At 69.5% G+C, this 17,179-nt stretch carries 16 protein-coding genes; 4 read left to right on the top strand and 12 right to left on the bottom strand.

All coding sequences use genetic code 11. From position 1 onward, the window contains the following. Positions 1 to 17: 17 nt before the first annotated feature. From clpB to AC07O8_RS18435, 4 genes are all read right to left on the bottom strand, one after another. Complete coding sequence (gene clpB / locus AC07O8_RS18450; protein WP_495049409.1) at positions 18 to 2,630, bottom strand: ATP-dependent chaperone ClpB; 2,613 nt, start codon at positions 2,628 to 2,630, stop codon at positions 18 to 20. 253 nt (positions 2,631 to 2,883) lie between these two features. Next, positions 2,884 to 3,903, bottom strand: a complete 1,020-nt coding sequence (locus AC07O8_RS18445; RefSeq protein WP_495049408.1) for a S66 family peptidase — start codon at positions 3,901 to 3,903, stop codon at positions 2,884 to 2,886. After that, positions 3,900 to 4,280, bottom strand: a complete 381-nt coding sequence (crcB, locus tag AC07O8_RS18440; RefSeq protein ID WP_495049407.1) for a fluoride efflux transporter CrcB — start codon at positions 4,278 to 4,280, stop codon at positions 3,900 to 3,902. The genes AC07O8_RS18445 and crcB overlap by 4 nt, the downstream gene beginning before the upstream one ends. Further along, complete coding sequence (locus AC07O8_RS18435; RefSeq protein ID WP_495049406.1) at positions 4,277 to 4,774, bottom strand: molybdenum cofactor biosynthesis protein MoaE; 498 nt, start codon at positions 4,772 to 4,774, stop codon at positions 4,277 to 4,279. The genes crcB and AC07O8_RS18435 overlap by 4 nt, the downstream gene beginning before the upstream one ends. Positions 4,775 to 4,934: 160 nt before the next feature. Here AC07O8_RS18435 and AC07O8_RS18430 point away from each other — a divergent pair, with 160 nt between their 5' ends. From AC07O8_RS18430 to AC07O8_RS18415, 4 genes are all read left to right on the top strand, one after another. Then, positions 4,935 to 5,651, top strand: a complete 717-nt coding sequence (locus tag AC07O8_RS18430) for a type 1 glutamine amidotransferase (RefSeq protein ID WP_495049405.1) — start codon at positions 4,935 to 4,937, stop codon at positions 5,649 to 5,651. A gap of 93 nt (positions 5,652 to 5,744) precedes the next feature. After that, positions 5,745 to 6,872 (top strand): serine hydrolase domain-containing protein, encoded by a 1,128-nt coding sequence (locus tag AC07O8_RS18425; RefSeq protein WP_495049404.1) that lies wholly within the window; start codon positions 5,745 to 5,747, stop codon positions 6,870 to 6,872. Between the two features lie 133 nt (positions 6,873 to 7,005). Next, positions 7,006 to 7,515, top strand: a complete 510-nt coding sequence (locus tag AC07O8_RS18420) for a hypothetical protein (RefSeq protein ID WP_495049403.1) — start codon at positions 7,006 to 7,008, stop codon at positions 7,513 to 7,515. Between the two features lie 179 nt (positions 7,516 to 7,694). Next, positions 7,695 to 8,420, top strand: coding sequence for a glutamine amidotransferase (locus AC07O8_RS18415; protein ID WP_495049402.1), 726 nt, complete (start codon positions 7,695 to 7,697; stop codon positions 8,418 to 8,420). A gap of 21 nt (positions 8,421 to 8,441) precedes the next feature. On the opposite strand, the gene AC07O8_RS18410 is transcribed toward AC07O8_RS18415, so the two are convergent. From AC07O8_RS18410 to kdpC, 8 genes are all read right to left on the bottom strand, one after another. Beyond that, positions 8,442 to 9,353: an RNA ligase family protein gene (locus AC07O8_RS18410; protein ID WP_495049401.1), complete on the bottom strand. Its 912-nt coding sequence runs from the start codon at positions 9,351 to 9,353 to the stop codon at positions 8,442 to 8,444. A gap of 355 nt (positions 9,354 to 9,708) precedes the next feature. Next, positions 9,709 to 10,644, bottom strand: a complete 936-nt coding sequence (locus tag AC07O8_RS18405) for a TIGR03571 family LLM class oxidoreductase (protein ID WP_495049400.1) — start codon at positions 10,642 to 10,644, stop codon at positions 9,709 to 9,711. Next, positions 10,641 to 10,913, bottom strand: coding sequence for a hypothetical protein (locus AC07O8_RS18400; RefSeq protein ID WP_297525699.1), 273 nt, complete (start codon positions 10,911 to 10,913; stop codon positions 10,641 to 10,643). The genes AC07O8_RS18405 and AC07O8_RS18400 overlap by 4 nt, the downstream gene beginning before the upstream one ends. Before the next feature lie 62 nt (positions 10,914 to 10,975). Further along, positions 10,976 to 11,944 (bottom strand): hypothetical protein, encoded by a 969-nt coding sequence (locus tag AC07O8_RS18395; protein ID WP_495049399.1) that lies wholly within the window; start codon positions 11,942 to 11,944, stop codon positions 10,976 to 10,978. Positions 11,945 to 12,016: 72 nt separating this feature from the next. Continuing rightward, entirely contained in the window at positions 12,017 to 12,724 is a 708-nt protein-coding gene (gene kdpE, locus AC07O8_RS18390) for a two-component system response regulator KdpE (protein WP_495049398.1), read from the bottom strand. A gap of 10 nt (positions 12,725 to 12,734) precedes the next feature. Next, positions 12,735 to 15,551, bottom strand: coding sequence for a DUF4118 domain-containing protein (locus AC07O8_RS18385; protein WP_495049397.1), 2,817 nt, complete (start codon positions 15,549 to 15,551; stop codon positions 12,735 to 12,737). A gap of 81 nt (positions 15,552 to 15,632) precedes the next feature. Further along, positions 15,633 to 16,481: a TorF family putative porin gene (locus tag AC07O8_RS18380; RefSeq protein WP_495049396.1), complete on the bottom strand. Its 849-nt coding sequence runs from the start codon at positions 16,479 to 16,481 to the stop codon at positions 15,633 to 15,635. Between the two features lie 4 nt (positions 16,482 to 16,485). Further along, entirely contained in the window at positions 16,486 to 17,103 is a 618-nt protein-coding gene (gene kdpC, locus AC07O8_RS18375) for a potassium-transporting ATPase subunit KdpC (protein WP_495049484.1), read from the bottom strand. Between the last annotated feature and the right edge of the window lie 76 nt (positions 17,104 to 17,179).

Below are 17,179 nucleotides of genomic sequence, written 5' to 3'. Positions count from 1 at the left end.
ACCGGCGCCCCGCGGCGTCAATGCACCACGCGTCCGAAGCTGAACTCGCCGGGCTCTCCGGCGGCTGACGTCTCCACGCTGACCGGGATCACATCCTTCGGACCGAAGCGGCCCTGCAGGATCAGCTTGGACAGCGGGTTCTCAATCCGCTGCTGGATCGCGCGCTTGAGCGGCCGCGCCCCGAAGACCGGATCGAAGCCGACCTTGGCCAGCTCGGCCAGCGCCTCGTCGCTGACGTCGAGCTTCATCTCCAGCTTGTCCAGCCGCTGTTCGAGCTGGCGCAGCTGGATCTTCGCGATCGACTTGATGTGGTCCGCGCCCAGCGCATGGAAGATCACGGTCTCGTCGATGCGGTTGAGGAACTCGGGCCGGAAGTGCGCCTTGACCTCGCCCCACACCGCGTCGCGGATGACCTCGTCGGACTCGCCCTGCAACGCCATGATGTGCTGCGAGCCCAGGTTGGACGTCATCACGATCACGCAGTTCTTGAAGTCGACCGTGCGGCCCTGGCCGTCGGTCAGGCGACCGTCGTCCAGCACCTGCAGCAGCACGTTGAACACGTCCGGGTGCGCCTTCTCGACCTCGTCGAGCAGCAGCACGCTGTAGGGCTTGCGGCGCACCGCCTCGGTCAGGTAGCCGCCCTCGTCATAGCCGACGTAGCCCGGAGGCGCGCCGATCAGCCGGCTCACCGAGTGCTTCTCCATGAACTCGCTCATGTCGATGCGGATCATGTGGTCCTCGCTGTCGAACAGGAAGCCCGCCAGCGCCTTGCACAGCTCGGTCTTGCCGACGCCGGTCGGGCCCAGGAACAGGAAGCTGCCCAGCGGCTTGTCCGGATCGGACAGTCCGGCGCGCGAGCGCCGGATCGCATCCGCGACCGCGACGATGGCCTCGTCCTGGCCGACGACGCGCTCATGCAGCTTGTCTTCCATCTGCAGCAGCTTGTCGCGCTCGCCCTGCATCAGCTTGGCGACGGGGATGCCGGTGGCGCGCGCCACCACCTCGGCGATCTCTTCGGCGCCGACCATGGTGCGCAGCAACTGCGGCTGGCTCTTGTCCCTGGCCTTGCCCATCTCCTTGGCCTGCGCCTCGTTCAGGCGCTTCTCCAGGTCGGGCAGCTTGCCGTACTGCAGCTCGGCGACCTTGTTGAAGTCGCCCTTGCGCTTGAGTTCCTCGATCTGGAACTTGATGCGGTCGATCTCTTCCTTGACGTGCGCGGAGCCCTGGGCCTGGGCCTTCTCCGAGGTCCAGATCTCTTCCAGGTCGTTGTACTCGCGCTGGAGCTTGAGCAGCTCGTCCTCGATCAGGGCGAAGCGGCGCTGGGAGCCCTCGTCGGTCTCCTTGCGCACGGCCTCGCGCTCGATCTTGAGCTGGATCATGCGGCGGTCGAGCCGGTCCATCGCCTCGGGCTTGGAGTCGATCTCGATCTTGATCTTGGCCGCGGCCTCGTCGATCAGGTCGATGGCCTTGTCGGGCAGGAAGCGGTCGGTGATGTAGCGGTGCGAGAGTTCGGCCGCGGCGACGATGGCCGGGTCGGTGATCTCGACGCCGTGGTGGACCTCGTACTTCTCCTGCAGGCCGCGCAGGATGGCGATGGTGGCCTCGACGGTGGGTTCCTCGACCAGCACCTTCTGGAAGCGGCGCTCCAGCGCGGCGTCCTTCTCGACGTACTTGCGGTACTCCTCCAGCGTGGTCGCGCCGATGCAGTGCAGCTCGCCGCGCGCCAGGGCGGGCTTGAGCATGTTGCCGGCGTCGATGGCGCCCTCGGCCTTGCCGGCGCCGACCATGGTGTGGATCTCGTCGATGAACAGGATGATGCGCCCTTCGTCGGCGGCGACTTCCTTGAGCACGGACTTCAGGCGTTCCTCGAATTCACCGCGGAACTTGGCGCCCGCGAGCAGGCCGGCCATGTCCAGCGACAGCACCCGCTTGCCCTTCAGGCTTTCGGGCACTTCCTCGTTGACGATGCGCTGCGCCAGGCCTTCGACGATCGCGGTCTTGCCGACGCCGGGTTCGCCGATCAGCACGGGGTTGTTCTTCGTGCGGCGCTGCAGCACCTGGATGGCGCGGCGGATCTCGTCGTCGCGGCCGATCACGGGGTCGAGCTTGCCGGCGCGGGCGCGTTCGGTCAGGTCGAGGGTGTACTTCTTCAGCGCCTCGCGCTGGCCTTCGGATTCCTGGCTGTCGACCTTCTGGCCGCCGCGCACGGCTTCCACCGCCGTCTCCAGCGCCTTGCGGGTCAGGCCGTGGCCGCGCACGACGCCGGCCAGGTCGGTCTTCGCGTCGGCGAGCGACAGCAGGAACATCTCGCTGGCGATGAAGTGGTCGCCCCGCTTGGAGGCTTCCTTCTCGGCGTTCTGGAGCAGGCTGATCAGGTCGCGGCTGGGCTGGACCTGCTGGCCCTCGCCCTGCACCTGCGGCAGGCCGCCGAGGATGCCGTCCAGCGCGCCCTTGAGGGCGGGGACCTTGACGCCGGCGCGCTCGAGCAGCGCCTTCGGGCCGTCGTCCTGGGCCAGCATCGCGGCCAGCACGTGGACGGGTTCGATGTAGGGGTTGTCGCGCGTCACCGCCAGGCTTTGGGCCTCGGCCAGCGCTTCTTGGAATCGGGTGGTGAGCTTGTCGACTCGCATGGGTGAAATACCTCCGTTGCGAACTCAAGTAGGACTGTGTCCCTAATTTGCAAGAGGCTTCGGCAAGGAACGCGCCCAAGTTTTTTTTATCGTTTCACTCCCACCCCATCCCCGCCCTCCAAGCGGGCGAGGGTTCCGCAAGCGGATCCCTCCCGGGGGAGCCATTCACTCCCACCCCATCCCCGCCCTCCAAGCGGGCGGGGCAGCAGCCACCCCATCCCCGCCCGCCCCCAAGGGGCAGGAGCCATTCACCTCATGCGAGGAACTGGCTCAAGGTCGTCTGGCCGGGATGCCAGTCGATGCGGCCAAGCGCCCCTTGGACAATAGTCCACTGGGGGCCGACGTGGCCGATGTCGAGATCCACCAGCACCGGGCACGACAGGTCGCCGAGCGCGCGCTGCAGCGCGTGTCCTTCCGTGAAGTCGCCGCCCGCGGCGATCTCCTTGGCCACGGCACTGCGACCGAAGACCACGCCGGCGGCGCCGTCGAACCAGCCCGCCAGCCGCAGGCCGTGCAACGCGCGGGCCAGCTCGAAAGGCGGCAGCTCGGCGACCTCGAAGAACCAGAGCGGCCGTTCATCGTCACCCAGCGCGTCGCGCCAGGCGGCGACGTCGGCCACCCTGGTGCCGGCCAGCCGCGACAGCGAGTCCAGGCAACCGCCGACCAGACAGCCTTCGATCGACAGCGGCTCGACGCCGCCGTCGAGCCGACGCGCTACCGTGCCCGGCGCCGAGGCCTGCTCGAACGGCGCTCCGCCCTCGGCGAACCACAGGCCGACGATCCGTTTCGAGACGACGTCCAACGCCGGATCCCACAGCTGCATCAGGTTCGGCCCGTGGAGCGATGCCCAGCCGGCGTGAAGCAGCAAGGGCACCTGGATCGTCGACAGGTCGGAGAAGCCGCTGAACCACTTGGGCGGCGCCTCTCGCAGCCGGTCGAAGTCCAGCAGCGGCAGCAGCTCGATCGCGAGTTCCCCGCCCCAGGGCGGAATCACCGCGGCCACCTCCGGATCGAGCAGCACTTCCATCAACTCCGCCGCGCGCTCGGCGGCGCTCGCACTGGCGCCCTGGACCTGCTGCCTGAGCGAGCGCCCTTCGCGGACGATGAATCCCTGACGCCGCAGCATCGAGAGCGCGGCGTCCAGGCGCTCATGCATCGCCGGCTTCACGCCGGACGACGGCGCGACGACCGCGACGACGTCGCCCGCACGGAGCGCGCGGGGAAATCGGATCGACGTGTCTGGCGTGCCGGACATGCCTGTTGCGGCGCTCATGCCGAGGTCAGCGTCTGCATGACCTTGAGCCCCGCCGCGGCGGCCGCCAGCGAGCCGATCACGTGGGCGGCCGAGTGCGACAGCGCCATCAGGAACTCACCGCGCTGCAGCAGCGACAGCGATTCGCCGGAGAAGGACGAGAAGGTCGTCAGGCCACCGAGGAAACCGGTGACGAGCAGCAGCTTGAGCAGGTCGTCGGGGTACCGGCCGAACCATTCCAGCGCCATGCCGATGAGGAAGCCGCCGACGATGTTGACGGCCAGCGTGCCGAGCGGGAACCCCTGCCACTTCGCATTCAGCATCAGCCCCGCGCCCCAGCGCGCGAGCGCGCCGCCCGAAGCCCCGACGGACACCGCCGCCACCTGCATCCAGCTCATCGACCGTTCCCCTCCACGTTGATTCCCCATCGCGCGAGCGCGTCGTCGTCGGCGACACGCGCGTCCACCCAGCGGGCGCCGTCCGGTCCGTGTTCCTTCTTCCAGAACGGCGCCTGCGTCTTCAAGTAATCCATCAGGAACTCGCAGGCCTGGAAGGCCTGGCCGCGATGGCGCGAGCTCACGAGCACCAGCACGATCTGATCGCGCGGCTGCAGCGCGCCGACGCGATGGATCACGCGCGCACCGCGGATGTCGAAGCGCCGGAAGGCCTCGTCGATCATGGCTTCGATGGCGGCCTCGGTCATGCCGGGATAGTGCTCGAGCTCCATGAGCGACACGGGCGTGCCGGCCGCGCCGTCACGCACCGTGCCCACGAAGCTCACCACCGCGCCGACACCGCCGTCCTCGGCGCGCAACGCCAGCGTCTCGGCGCTGAGGTCGAAGTCGGCGGTCTGGACAGAGGCGCGCGGCAGGCGGAGGGACGGCGAGTTCATCTCAAGATTGTGGCATTCGTCCCTCTCGGCTGCACCCTGCGCCCCTTGATGACTTCTTGATGCTTCGGGGGCAGGTCTTGCCCCGGCCTTGACGCGCGGCTCCCTACGCTGGAGTCCTCGAAACAACGGGGCGCGATCCGCGCCTCCTCGCATGAGACCCGTGTTGATCCTCCAGCACGAACCCGCGCAAGGTCCGGGCTACCTCCTCCAGTGCCTGCGCGCGCATGACGTGCCGGTGCACCTGCTGCGGCCCGACCTGGGCGACACCCTGCCGCGGACGGCGGGGGCGTTCAGCGGCCTGGTGCTGCTGGGCAGCGACCACAGCGTCAACGACGGCAAGCCCTGGATCCGGGCGGAGCAGGCCCTGCTGATCGACGCGCTGCGGCACAGCCGCCCGATCCTGGGTCACTGCTTCGGCGCGCAGCAACTGGCACGCGCCATGGGCGCGGGGGTGGCCCGCAACCCGCGACCCGACATCGGCTGGCGCGAGCTGTGGATCACACCGGCCGCGCGCGGACTGTTCGGCGGCGAGGACCGGCTGCTCAGCTTCAACTGGCATTACGACAGCTTCCAGATCCCGGCCGGCGCGACGCGGACGCTGTTCGGCTCCAACTGCCTGAACAAGGGTTTCTCGCTGGGACCGCACATCGGGCTCCAGAGCCACCTGGAGGTGACCGAGCAAAGCCTGCGCGACTGGTGCACGCAGGGACGCGACGAACTGAGCCGCGGTCGGGGCGTGACGGTGCAGAGCGAGACCGAGATCCTGGCCGCCCTGCCCGAGCGGCTGGCGCGCCTGCGCGGCGCGGCAACGAGCGTGTATCGGCACTGGATCGGGCAGCTGGACCGGCCGCCGGTCTTCGGCGCGCGGGCGGCGTGACTTTCCGCGCCGGACCGGGGAGCATGCGACGCTGAGCCGTCGCCACGGTAGCGACCGCGCCACCGTCTGCCCTGCTTTCCGGAGTCGTCCGCCATGGCCCTGCCCCGCTTCGCCCGCGTGCTGCCAACCACCCTGCTTCTCGCCGTGCTCGCGGCCTGCCAGACGCCGACGACGACGGCGCGAGGCGGGATCGACTTCGCCTCGCCGCTGGCCGCGTGGGACCATGACCCGGGCCAGGACCCGGGCAAAGACCAGGACAAGACGCTGCAAGGCATCGTCGTGATGCGCGAGGGCCGCGTCGTCGCCGAGCGCTACTACAACGGCGCGACGGCCGCCTCGCTCAACGACATCCGTTCCGCCGGCAAGAGCGTCACCGCACTGCTCGCGACGATCGCGATGGATCGGGGCGCGATCGCCACCGCGTCGGATCCGGTGCGCCAGTACTGGCCCGAGGCTGCCGGATCCGCGCTCGGCGACGCGACGATCGACGACCTGCTGACCATGCGCTCCGGCCTCGCGGCGGACGACGAAGACCCCGCCTCGCCCGGCAGCGAGGACCGCATGGACGAGGCGGCCGACCCCGTCGCCTTCCTGCTCTCGACGCCGCGCAAGGATGCGCCGGGCGCCACCTACCGCTACAACTCGCTGACGGCCTACGCCACGGGGATCGTCATCGGCAGGGCGACCGGCGCGGACCTCGGCGCCTTCGCCGGCACCGCGCTGTTCGAGCCCCTGGGCATCGCCGACTGGCGTTGGAACAAGGACGCGGCCGGCCACACCAAAGGCCAGGGCAACCTGTGGCTGAGCACGCGGTCGCTCGCCACGATCGGCGAGATGGTGCGTTGCGGCGGCGAGTACCGCGGCCGCCGCATCGTCAGCGCCGGCGGCATCGAGGCGATGCTGCGCCCCCGCGTGCCCATCGCCGCCACGGACCCGTATGCCGACGAGTACGGACGGCTCTGGTACTTCAAGTCGCTGCCGGTGGGCGACTTCCGCGTGCCGGTCTGGTTCGCCTCCGGCAACGGGGGCAACAAGATCTATGTCGTCCCCACCCTGCGCATGGTGGTCGCGATCACCTCCCAGGCCTATGGCCGGGGTTACGGCCAGCGACGCTCGCAGGAGATCCTGACCCGCCTGCTGCGCGACGCGATCGCGCATCCAGCGCCGCGCGCGATCGACAGCGGGCCGCCCGGCCTGCTGGCTGCGCATTGCGGGCGCTGACAGATCCGGGAAACCCCACCCCTGGCCCTCCCCCATCCGACCGATGCGCGCGCCCTGGCACACCGCTTAAGGTGTCCGCAGGAGCGCGCCGCGCTCCGGCCCGCCGCGGCGACGCGGCTCAGCAGGAGCACGCATGTTCGGTCTGACCCTTCTCGGCGCCGTCCACACGGCGTTCTCGATCGTCGCCCTCGTGGCCGGCTACGCCTTGATCATCCGCAACGGCCGCATCGAGGGTCAATCGACCCTTGGCCGCACCTACCTCTGGTGCACCGTCGTCAGCTGCGTGACGGCGTTCGGCATCTTCCGCCACGGCGGCTTCAACATCGCACACGTGCTGGCGATCGTCACGCTCGTTGCGCTGGCAGTCGCCGTCGCGGCGCATCGCACCCGTTTCCTCGGCGGCCTCTCGCCGTATGCGGAGACGCTGGGCTACAGCTTCACGCTGTTCTGCCACATGATCCCCGGCCTCAACGAGACCTTCACCCGCGTGCCTGTCGGCGCCCCGCTGTTCACCGGCCCCGACGACCCGGCGCTGCAGAAGGCGATCGGGGTCGTGTTCCTGCTCTTCCTGATCCTCATGGTGGTGCAGGCCTGGCGCATCCGCAAGGGATCCGCGTCGGGGCGGTTGCCGCATCCGGCCTGAGCCTCCGCCGACGATCCTGCGCGCATCGGTGGCGCACCTCGGCGGCGCACATTGGTGGCGAGCCTGGACGAATGGATGCGTCGACTGGACGCTCTGACGCGTCCTGAGCGGCAAGGGACGCGACGAGCGCGGATACTGCGCGCGTTCCTATCCGCTCACGCGCCCGACGCGCCCCGACCATGTCCATGCCCAAGACCGTCCTCGCCGTCCGCCACCTGGCTTTCGAAGACCTCGGTCTGCTGCGCCCCGTCCTGGCGGAACGCGGCTTCGAGCGCTTCCTCACACTGGACGCGGGCGTCGACGACCTGCGCGACGTGGACCTCGACGCGGTCGATCTGCTGGTCGTGCTCGGCGGTCCGATCGGTGCGTATGACGATGCGCTCCATCCCTGTCTGAACGACGAGATCGCGCTCATCCGCCGCCGCCTCGCAACGCGCCGGCCCCTGCTGGGCATCTGCCTCGGCGCGCAGCTGATGGCGCGGACGCTCGGCGCCGACGTGCGGCCAATGGCGCACGGCAGGAAGGAGATCGGCTTCGCGCCGCTGACGCTCACCGCCACGGGCCGCGACTCGGCGCTCGCGCCGCTGGCGAGCGGGCAGCCCGTGCTGCACTGGCACGGCGACCAGTTCGAGATTCCCGATGGCGTCACCAGCCTCGCGACCACGCCCTCGTGCCCGAACCAGGCTTTCGCGGTCGAGGACTTCGCGCTCGCGCTGCAGTTCCACCTCGAAAGCGACCCCGCACGCCTGGAGCAGTGGCTGATCGGTCACTCCGGCGAACTCGCGCAGGCACGCGTGCCGCTCGAGGTCCTGCGGCGCGATGCCGCCGCGCACGGCGCGGGCTTGCGGACGGCGCTCGAAGCGGTCGTCGATCGCTGGATGGCGGGCTGGCCCACACGCGACTGACGTCTGTCCGTCGCTCGGGGCTCATCGCTGCTCCGCCGCCTCGACGACAAGCGCCTTCAAGGCGCCCAATGAACGCAGCGACTTCACGCCCACGTCCCGCCAGGTGACCGTCGGCTCGGAGGCGAACAGGTCCGCGCCAGGCGCGAGCCCGTTGGGCAGCAAGGCACTCACGGGCGGCGGCATCGGCATGGCTGTCGACGCCTCCTTCTGGCCAGATCGCGCGTCGTCGACCGGCCGCAGCAGAAAGCGTGCATGCTCGCCGTGGTCCTCCTCGACGGTCACGATGAGAGCCGCCGCCGGCATCTCCCGATCCGCGCGCGCCTGCCACAGTTCCGCCGGCAACGCGTCACGCAGCGCCGCGGCCTCGAACGCACGGCGCCAACCGGCGGACCGCGCGATCGGGCGACGCATCAGCGTCTCCAGCCATTGCGATTGCGTCGGCATCGGCCCCGCGTACAGGACCGGCACCGACAGGACGGGCGAGCCGGCGAGCAGCGCCTCCCGCTGCGCCGCCGCCAGGCAGCGCCCGGTCTCACGGTCGAACACATCGGTCGCGTGGAAGTAGTGGGGCAGCCGGTCGTACCAGACGCGGCGCATGGCGTAGCTCCACACGCCGTGCAGCTCGTAGCGGTCGCCGAGGCGCTCGCTCAGACGCTGTTCATGGGCCATCGCCCAGATCTTCATCGGGATGAACGCGCGCTCGCCGAATCCGCCGGCCAGCGGGCGACCGCTGGCACGCAGCATCAACTCGCCGCGAGGTCCGAACGCGAGGTCGGCCTCGGCGCCGTCGATCAACGCGTCGATGCGAACCTGACGGCCTGCCAGCGCCGCGATGGGCAGGGGTGCGGCGAGGCGATCAGAAGGAAGCGGGCGAACGTCCGCGGGTTCCCGAGCGCGCAGGGGCTGCGGCCACGGCAAAGGAATCAGATGCATGAATCCGTCGGCCTCCCGCGTTGTTGGCGCGGGAAGGTCCTGGTGAGGTCAGGAGACCGACGGAGAGCGGAACGGGCGCGAACGATGCAGGTCCAGGGGTGGACCGGTCAGGGGCATCGCGGCAAAGGAAGCGGAATGATCCGGACAGCCGTCGGCGATCAGCGAACGAGGAAAGTCGGGGTCTTCATCGGGGCACCTCCGGAAGAGTGAGGGATCGAGCGCGGGCGGACGGAGCCGTCCGGCGTGGGCGTGATTCTTCAACGCGAGGTGGGTTGCGTCAACCCGAACCGACGCTTCGATCCGACACCCGGATCGGGGACGTCGCCGTCATCCCCGCAGACGTTCTCGCCGAGTTTCATCGGTCCAGTTCGGGCAGGACCTCGTGGCCGAGCTCCTCGATCACCTCGCGCGCCGGCCGCCCCCGTCCGAGGTTGAACAGCACATGCGCCACGCCCATGGCCTGCAGGCGATGCAGATAGGCGACGAGCGCGTGGCGTCCCGTGCGCAGGCCGAGTTCCAGGGGCTCCGGTGCCGCGTCGGGATCGGCGAGCAATTCGAGCTGCACCGACTGCACGAAGGGCTTGGGGCCGACGCCCTTCTGTTCGAGCGCGCGTTGCCACAGCTCGATGCGGCCTTCCTGCCGGGCTTCCTCGCGGTGGTAGGTCGCCCAGCCGTCCGCATGCGTCGCGGTCCATTGCAGCGACTGCCGCGCCGAACCCACGACGATCATCGGGATCCGCCGCGCCGGCGCGGGGAGTACCTGGAAGCCGCCGGTCGCGGCGAGCACCGCGCCACGCTCGTCGGCGTCGGGCGAGAGCGCCGCGCGCACGATGGCCCAGCGGCTTCGGAAAGCCTCCGCACGCTGCTCCAGGTCTTCGCCGAAGGCCGCAAATTCCGCGGGCCGGTCGCCCGAGCCCATGCCGAGGAGGAATCGTCCGCCGCTGAGCCGGTCCAGCGACAGCGCGGCCTTCGACACATGGAGCGGATGCCGCAGCGGCAGCACGATCGCGGCGGCGCCCACGGCGATCTCGCGCGTCGCGCCGGCCAGCGCGGCGAGCCAGAGGAAGGGATCGTCGAGCGCGCTCGCCGTGTTGTCGCTGCCCTGCGGCACCATCAACGGGACGTCGCGCGTCCACAGCGCCGCGAAACCGAGCCGGTCCGCGAGCGCGGCCAGCTCGAGCGCCTCGCCGACGTCGGCCATCCGATCGGGTCGGGCATCGACGGACGACGCAGGCGCCACAGGCGTCATCAGCCCGACCGTGAGGCGGCCGGGCTGGAAAACCCGTCTCACTTGGTCTTCTGCTGCACCACCTTGGCGTAGTCCGTCTGCAGCTTGGTCATGAAGTCGGTGGTGACGCGGAACTGCTGTTCGTGGAAATCGATCAGCTTCTGGAACTGGTCGGCGGCGACCTCGAACGGCGCGCCTCCCGCCCGCATCGATTCGAGGATGGCCTTCTGCGATGCGAGCACCGTGCTCCACGCCGCGTAGTTCTGTTCGAACGCCTTCTTCGACTGCTCGAAGAAGGTCTTGGCGAGTTCGACCTGGGCCTGCTGGATCATGAGGAGTCTCCTGGTTGAGCGAGTTGTCCATGACGCGTCCGAGGGAGGGGCGCAGGGCAATGCTACAGCGCGTTCGGATCCTTCCTTTCATCGTCGGCATAACTCACGATGATCTTCTTGAGGTCGGACTGGCCAGACGTGTAGCCCTGGCTGATCAGCAAATGGTCGATACGTTCTGGAACCGACACCCAGTCAAGCGGAGACTTCCACTCGATACCCTTTTGCGCGGAGCACAGCCGTTTGCCGTCCGACTCCCATTTCCTCATCTTCATCTGGAAACGCTCCGGATACTCGGGTGCAGGACAACTGATGTTGGCCCACGGATCACAGACGAACAGATGCCGCGGCCACAGTGCCAGGTCAAGTCCGGCAAGGGTGGGTTTGATCGATCCCACGACCAGCATTTCATGGTCTTCTTGAAACCTGACCGCGGAAGTCTGGACCTTGGGAAAGTGCTTTGCGAGATAGTCTTGCGCGGCCCAACTGAGGGCACAGCAATTTCGATCCATGCCCATCCAGGCCTCCGCCGACGCTTTCGCACATTCAAAACGTGCTGCGGCCTTCGGGTCATCCTTCAACTGTTCCTCAAAGCGAGCTACATCAACACCTCCCCCGGGAAACAGTCTTGGATCGACGTTGCGATGTCTGGGCCACTTGTTGGTCGACTTGGTGGGATTGTCCAAAGAGAGTTCATGCAACGCCTCCCTGATGACCTGAAGCGCCTCCTGGGCAGCCGTCGCGTTGGTCACGGCCCACGAAGCATCTTCCGGGGCGGGGTACTTGACGGGATCGCCGAGGGGGCATTTGCGAAAAGCCATGTTCATTCGCTCTAACGCTCTCTGGCAGAAATCTTGTCGTATCGCTGCGACTTGCGCCAAGCGCGATGGATCGACCGATGTGGGGAGTACCCCAACGTCCACTGCGCCATTGAGGAGATCCTCCCGCCTGAAGCGATCGACAGCGAGTTGGCTTGCGGTGGCAGCAACGGCACTGCTCGAAGGGTGGGCCGTCGACATCGGGGAGATGGGCATGATTGATCTTGGACACCTTGGAACGCGATCAGTGTTCACCTGCAAACCAAACGTTCGATTCATGCACCCGTTTCACGGCATCAGCCGATACCCCACGCCCGTCTCCGTCAGCAGGTGCTTCGGACTCGCCGGCTCGGCCTCGAGCTTCTGGCGCAGATTGCCCATGTAGACGCGCAGGTAGTGGTTCTGCTCCACCTGCGACGGGCCCCACACCGCCTTCAGCAGTTGACGGTGCGTCAGCACCTTGCCGGCGTTGCCGATCAGGTGGCTGAGCAGGCGGTACTCGATCGGCGTGAGGTGCACGTCCTCCCCGGCGCGGCGCACGCGGCGCGCGGCCAGGTCGATCTCGACGTCGCCGAAGCGGAAGACGGGATCCTGCTGATCGCTTGCCCGCGCCTGGTTGCGCCGCAGGGCGACGCGCACGCGCGCCATCAGCTCGCCGACGCCGAAGGGCTTGCTCAGGTAGTCGTCGGCGCCGTGGTCCAGGGCCGTGATCTTGTCGTCCTCGGCGCCGCGCGCCGACAGCACGATCACCGGCACCGCCGACCACGCGCGCAGGTCGCGCAGGAAGTCCTGGCCGTCGCCGTCCGGCAGCCCCAGGTCGAGGATGACCAGGTCCGGCCGCCGCGTGCCCGCATCGATCAGGCCCTGGCGCAAGGTGCCGGTCTCGTGCACGGCCCATCCCTCGCCCTCCAGGGCCAGGCGCACGAAGCGGCGGATGTTGGGCTCGTCCTCGACGATCAGCGCCACGGGCACGACGCTCGCCTGCGGTTCGTTCACGGTTGGACGCTCACGGTTGGAATTCCCTGTCTTCATCGAAGGCCGGCAGCGCCGGCGGCTGGCCCAGCGGCAGCGCCAGGCTGAATCGCGCGCCACCCTCCGGCGCCGCGCGCTCGGCCCAGATGCGGCCGCCGTGGGCCTGCATGATGGCACGGCAGATCGCCAGCCCCAGGCCGACGCCGGGCAGGTGCGACTCGCTGTGGCCGCGCGTGAATTTCTCGAAGAGGGCCTCCTCGCGGCCCGGCGGCAGGCCCGGGCCGTTGTCCTCGACGGACAGGCGCATCTCGCCATAGCCGCCATTGCCGCCGTTGCCACCATTGCCGCCGGTGTCGACGCCCTCGTCGATCGAGGCGATCGAGCCGCTTGAGCCGACGCCGCCATGCGTCCGCGCGATCACGCGGATCTCGCTCCCCGGCGGCGTGTACTTCGCGGCGTTCTCCAGCAGGTTCGCCAGCACACGCTCGATGAGCACCGCATCGAGCTCCACCAGCGGCAGCGTCGACGGCACGTCCAGCACCACGCGGTGCCGCGCCAGCGCCGAGCCCATCAGCTGCAGGCTGCTGCCGATGACCTCGTCCACCGGCTGCCATTGCCGGTTGAGCTTGAGCGCGCCGCTCTGCAGCCGCGCCATGTCCAGCAGGTTGTGCACCATCGCATTGATGCGCTGCGACTGCTGTTCGATCGCCTGCGCCGTCTCGGCGGCGCCGGGATCGAGCGCCCGCTTCGTCAGCGTCTCGGCCAGCCCCTGCAGCGCGGCCAGCGGCGTGCGCAGGTCGTGCGAGAGCGCCGACAGCAGCGAGTTGCGCAGCCGTTCCGACTCGATCTGCAGCAGCGCCTGCTGCGCGACCTCGACGTAGTGCACGCGCTCCAGCGCTTGCCCCGCGATGCGCGCGGCCGTTTCCAGCTGCGCGCGACGCTCCGGCAGCATCAGCGTCTGCGCGTCGCCGGGCCGCAGCGCGAGCACGCCGCGCGTGCGCATCGGCGCGCGCAGCGGCAGGTAGAACCACTGGCTGCCCGGCAGCGTGTCGGTGCCCAGGCCCGCGGCCTGCTCGTGATCCAGCGCCCAGCGCGCGGTGCCGGCGTCGGAGCGGTCGCCGATCGGCAGCGTCTCCTCCGTCGGCGACGGCTGCAGCCGGTCGTCGTCGTCGAGCACGTGCAGCAGCGCGCGGCCGCCGAACTGCTGCGCCAGCTGCTGTTCCGCCGTCGCGATGACCTGCTCGGTCTGCAGCGCGCCGGCCAGCTCGCGGGTGAGCTCGAAGAGTCCGCGCGCCCTCGCCTCGCGGTCCGACGACACGCGCGCCTCGTAACGCAGCCCCGCCGTCAACTGCCCGGTGATCAGGCCGACCGCCAGCATCACGACGAAGGTGATCACGTATTGCACGTCGCTGACCGCCAGGCTCAGCCGGGGCGCAACGAAGAGGAAATCGAACAGCGCGACGCTGAGGAAACTCGCCAGCACGGCCGGCCCGCGCCCCCAGCGCATGGCCACGCCCACCACGCCGAGCAGGAACAGCATGACGATGTTGTCGTTGGCGATGCGGTGCGACAGCGGCCAGCACACCGCGGCCACGCCGACGCAGGCCAGCGTCGCCCAGAGGTAGCGCCGCGGCGCGGCGCCGAAGGTCGGACCGGGATCGTCGTCGTTGCTGCGCTGCGTCGCGGACGCGCCGACCTGGATCAGGTCCAGTTCCGGCGCCGCGCGCCCCAGGTGCGCCGCCAGGTCGCGGCTGCCCCAGCGGCGCAACGACGAGGACGATGGCGGCGCGCCCCGCCCCATCAGCAGCTTGGACAGGTTGTGCTCGCGCGCGTATTCGGCCAGCGCCTGCGCCGGGTCCTGCGCGGACAGCACCGCCGTCGTCGCGCCGAGGTCCTGCGCCAGCCGCACCACGCGCAGGCTGCGCTCGCGTCGCGCGTCGGGCAGGCGATGCAGCGCCGGCGTCTCGACATAGACCGCATGCCAGCTCACCGTCAGCTGCTGCGCGAGCTGCGCGGCGCTGCGCACGACCGATTCGGCCTCGTCGCCGGGGCCGATCGCGCAGAGGATCGCGGCCTCGGTCTTCCACACCGCCGCGATGCGCTCGTTGCTGCGCCAGGCCTGCACGTCGTCCTCGACGCGGTCGGCCGTGCGGCGCAACGCGAGCTCGCGCAGCGCCATCAGGTTGCCCTTGCGGAAGAAATGCTGGCCGGCGCGCTCGGCCTGCGCGCCCTGGTAGACCTTGCCGGCCTTGAGCCGCGCGAGCAGCTCGTCCGCCGGCGTGTCGACCAGCACCACCTCGTCCGCGCGATCGAAGAAGGTGTCGGGCAGCGTCTCCTGCACCCGCACGCCGGTGATGCCGCCGACGACGTCGTTGAGGCTCTCCAGATGCTGGACGTTGACCGTCGTGTAGACGCTGATGCCGTTGGCGAGCAGCTCCTCGACGTCCTGCCAGCGCTTGGGATGCCGCGAGCCGGCGACGTTGGAATGCGCCAGCTCGTCGACCAGGATCAGCGCGTCCGGCTGATCGCGCAGGCGCTCGAGCGCGCCGTCCAGGTCGAACTCCGGCAGCGCCCGGCCGCGGTGATCGACCTGGCGCATCGGCAGCCGCGGCAGGCCGTCGAGCAGCGCCGCGGTGTCGGCCCGGCCGTGCGTCTCGACCACGCCGATGAGCGGCGCGCGCCCCTGGTCCGCCAGGTGGCGCGCCGCCTGCAGCATCGCGAAGGTCTTGCCCACGCCGGCCGACGCGCCGAAGTAGATGCGCAGCCGGCCGCGCGACTGCGCCTCCTCCTGCTGACGGATCTGCGCCAGCAGGTTGTCGGGGTCAGGTCTTTCGTCGGACGGACTCGGCATCGCGGAATTGTCGCTTCGGAACGGCCACCGGGAGCACGCGGCTCCCCGACCGGGTTTTGACGGAACGGTCGCCGAGAGGGATCAGAAGGTCTTGGAGACGCTCAGCACCACGCCGGTGTCGCCGAGGCGCTTCGCGCGCGCCGCGGCGGAATCGCCCGCCTGGTACAGCGCCTTGTCCGCGTCGGTGCCGACGACGGCCAGACCCAGCGTCAGGCCGCCGAGCTGCTTCATCTCCTTGGTCACGGACAGCTTCCAGTCCGTGTAGGACAGGTCGCCGTACTTGCGCACCCACAGATGCCCCAGGTGAACGCCCGCATTGAAGCCCTGGCCCAATTCGAAGCCGTAGTTCAGGTCCAGGTAGGCCGTGCCCTTGGACGAGCCCTTGGCGGGCAGCGCGTTGAAGTAGGCGAAGCCGGCGGTTTCGCTGTCCAGACCGAAGTAGTCGGTCGCCGCGACCGACAGCTTGGCGGAGAACGCGCCCGCCGTGACGGCGGCGTACATGTCGACGTTGTCGTACTTGTTGGCGGTCGGCTGACCGGGCGCCGCGTTCAGGCGCGCGCCGGGATAGACGTAGGCCAGCGCGCCGACGTCCAGCGTGACGCTGTCGGTCAGCGGCAGCTTGTAGCCGCCGTACAGGTCCCACTCCATGCCGGCGCCGTTGTTGTAGCTGTTGCCCGAGACGTTGGACGCCCAGGTGCCCAGGTACAGGCCGCTGGCGTGGCTGTAGTCGAAGCCGGCCTGCACGGCCGGACGCTTCCAGGTCTGGCTGATGCCGCGGAAGCGGTAGTCGCTGACGAAGGCCACGTTGCCGGTGAAGGTGTGCTCGGGCGTCGGCGCGGGCGCGGCGGCCGGCGCTTCGCCTTCGGCGCGCGCGGCGGCGTGCAGGAAGCAGGAGGAGATCAGGAAGAGCGAGAGAAGACGGGTTTTCATACGTTCAATGAGCAGGTGTCGCAGGTGTCGCAGGTGACGCAGGTGACGCAGGTGACGCAGGTGACGCCTTGTCGAGCGCCAGGTTGAGCTTGAGGACGTTGACGCGCGGCTCGCCGAGGACGGCGAGGTCGCGGGCCTCGGTGTTGGCCTGGATCAGGCGCTGCACGGCCTCGACCGGCAGGCCGCGTTCGCGGGCCACGCGGGCGGCCTGGTAACGCGCCGCCGCCATGCTGATGTGCGGATCCAGGCCGCTGGCGGAGGCGCTCACGAGGTCGACCGGCACCGGCGCGGTGTTGCCTGGATCGGCGGCCTTGAGGGCCTCGACGCGGCCCTTCACGGCGTCGACCAGCGCCGGATTGGTCGGGCCCTGGTTGGAGCCGCTGGAGCCGGTGGCGTTGTTGGCCATCGGCGCGGTGGCCGACGGGCGGCCCCAGAAGTAGCGCGGCGACGAGAAGTTCTGCCCGATCAGCTCGGAGCCGACGACCTTGCCGTCGCGCAGGATGAGGCTGCCCTCGGCCTGGAACGGGAACATGGTCTTGGCGACGCCGGTCACGAGCGCCGGGTACAGCAGGCCGGTGACGACGCTGAGCAGCACGAAGCCGACGAGCGCGGGGCGCAGCATGCGCAACGGCGAGTGGGACGCCGAATTGGAGGCCGAATGGGAGGCCGAATGAGACGGCGACGGGGACGTCGACCGG

It is taken from the genome of Roseateles sp. GW821-FHT09G09 (assembly GCF_059415965.1).
This window is presented reverse-complemented; position numbering and strand designations above follow the sequence as displayed.

What these genes read in the sequence shown, in the direction of transcription:
- AC07O8_RS18445 (WP_495049408.1), bottom strand. Translation starts at nt 3,903, where the DNA reads ATGAGCGCCGCAACAGGCATGTCCGGCACGCCAGACACGTCGATCCGA.
- AC07O8_RS18395 (WP_495049399.1), bottom strand. Translation starts at nt 11,944, where the DNA reads ATGCCCATCTCCCCGATGTCGACGGCCCACCCTTCGAGCAGTGCCGTT.
- AC07O8_RS18415 (WP_495049402.1), top strand. Translation starts at nt 7,695, where the DNA reads ATGTCCATGCCCAAGACCGTCCTCGCCGTCCGCCACCTGGCTTTCGAA.
- AC07O8_RS18425 (WP_495049404.1), top strand. Translation starts at nt 5,745, where the DNA reads ATGGCCCTGCCCCGCTTCGCCCGCGTGCTGCCAACCACCCTGCTTCTC.
- AC07O8_RS18410 (WP_495049401.1), bottom strand. Translation starts at nt 9,353, where the DNA reads ATGCATCTGATTCCTTTGCCGTGGCCGCAGCCCCTGCGCGCTCGGGAA.
- AC07O8_RS18380 (WP_495049396.1), bottom strand. Translation starts at nt 16,481, where the DNA reads ATGAAAACCCGTCTTCTCTCGCTCTTCCTGATCTCCTCCTGCTTCCTG.
- AC07O8_RS18420 (WP_495049403.1), top strand. Translation starts at nt 7,006, where the DNA reads ATGTTCGGTCTGACCCTTCTCGGCGCCGTCCACACGGCGTTCTCGATC.
- crcB (WP_495049407.1), bottom strand. Translation starts at nt 4,280, where the DNA reads ATGAGCTGGATGCAGGTGGCGGCGGTGTCCGTCGGGGCTTCGGGCGGC.
- AC07O8_RS18385 (WP_495049397.1), bottom strand. Translation starts at nt 15,551, where the DNA reads ATGCCGAGTCCGTCCGACGAAAGACCTGACCCCGACAACCTGCTGGCG.
- kdpC (WP_495049484.1), bottom strand. Translation starts at nt 17,103, where the DNA reads ATGCTGCGCCCCGCGCTCGTCGGCTTCGTGCTGCTCAGCGTCGTCACC.
- AC07O8_RS18400 (WP_297525699.1), bottom strand. Translation starts at nt 10,913, where the DNA reads ATGATCCAGCAGGCCCAGGTCGAACTCGCCAAGACCTTCTTCGAGCAG.
- AC07O8_RS18435 (WP_495049406.1), bottom strand. Translation starts at nt 4,774, where the DNA reads ATGAACTCGCCGTCCCTCCGCCTGCCGCGCGCCTCTGTCCAGACCGCC.
- clpB (WP_495049409.1), bottom strand. Translation starts at nt 2,630, where the DNA reads ATGCGAGTCGACAAGCTCACCACCCGATTCCAAGAAGCGCTGGCCGAG.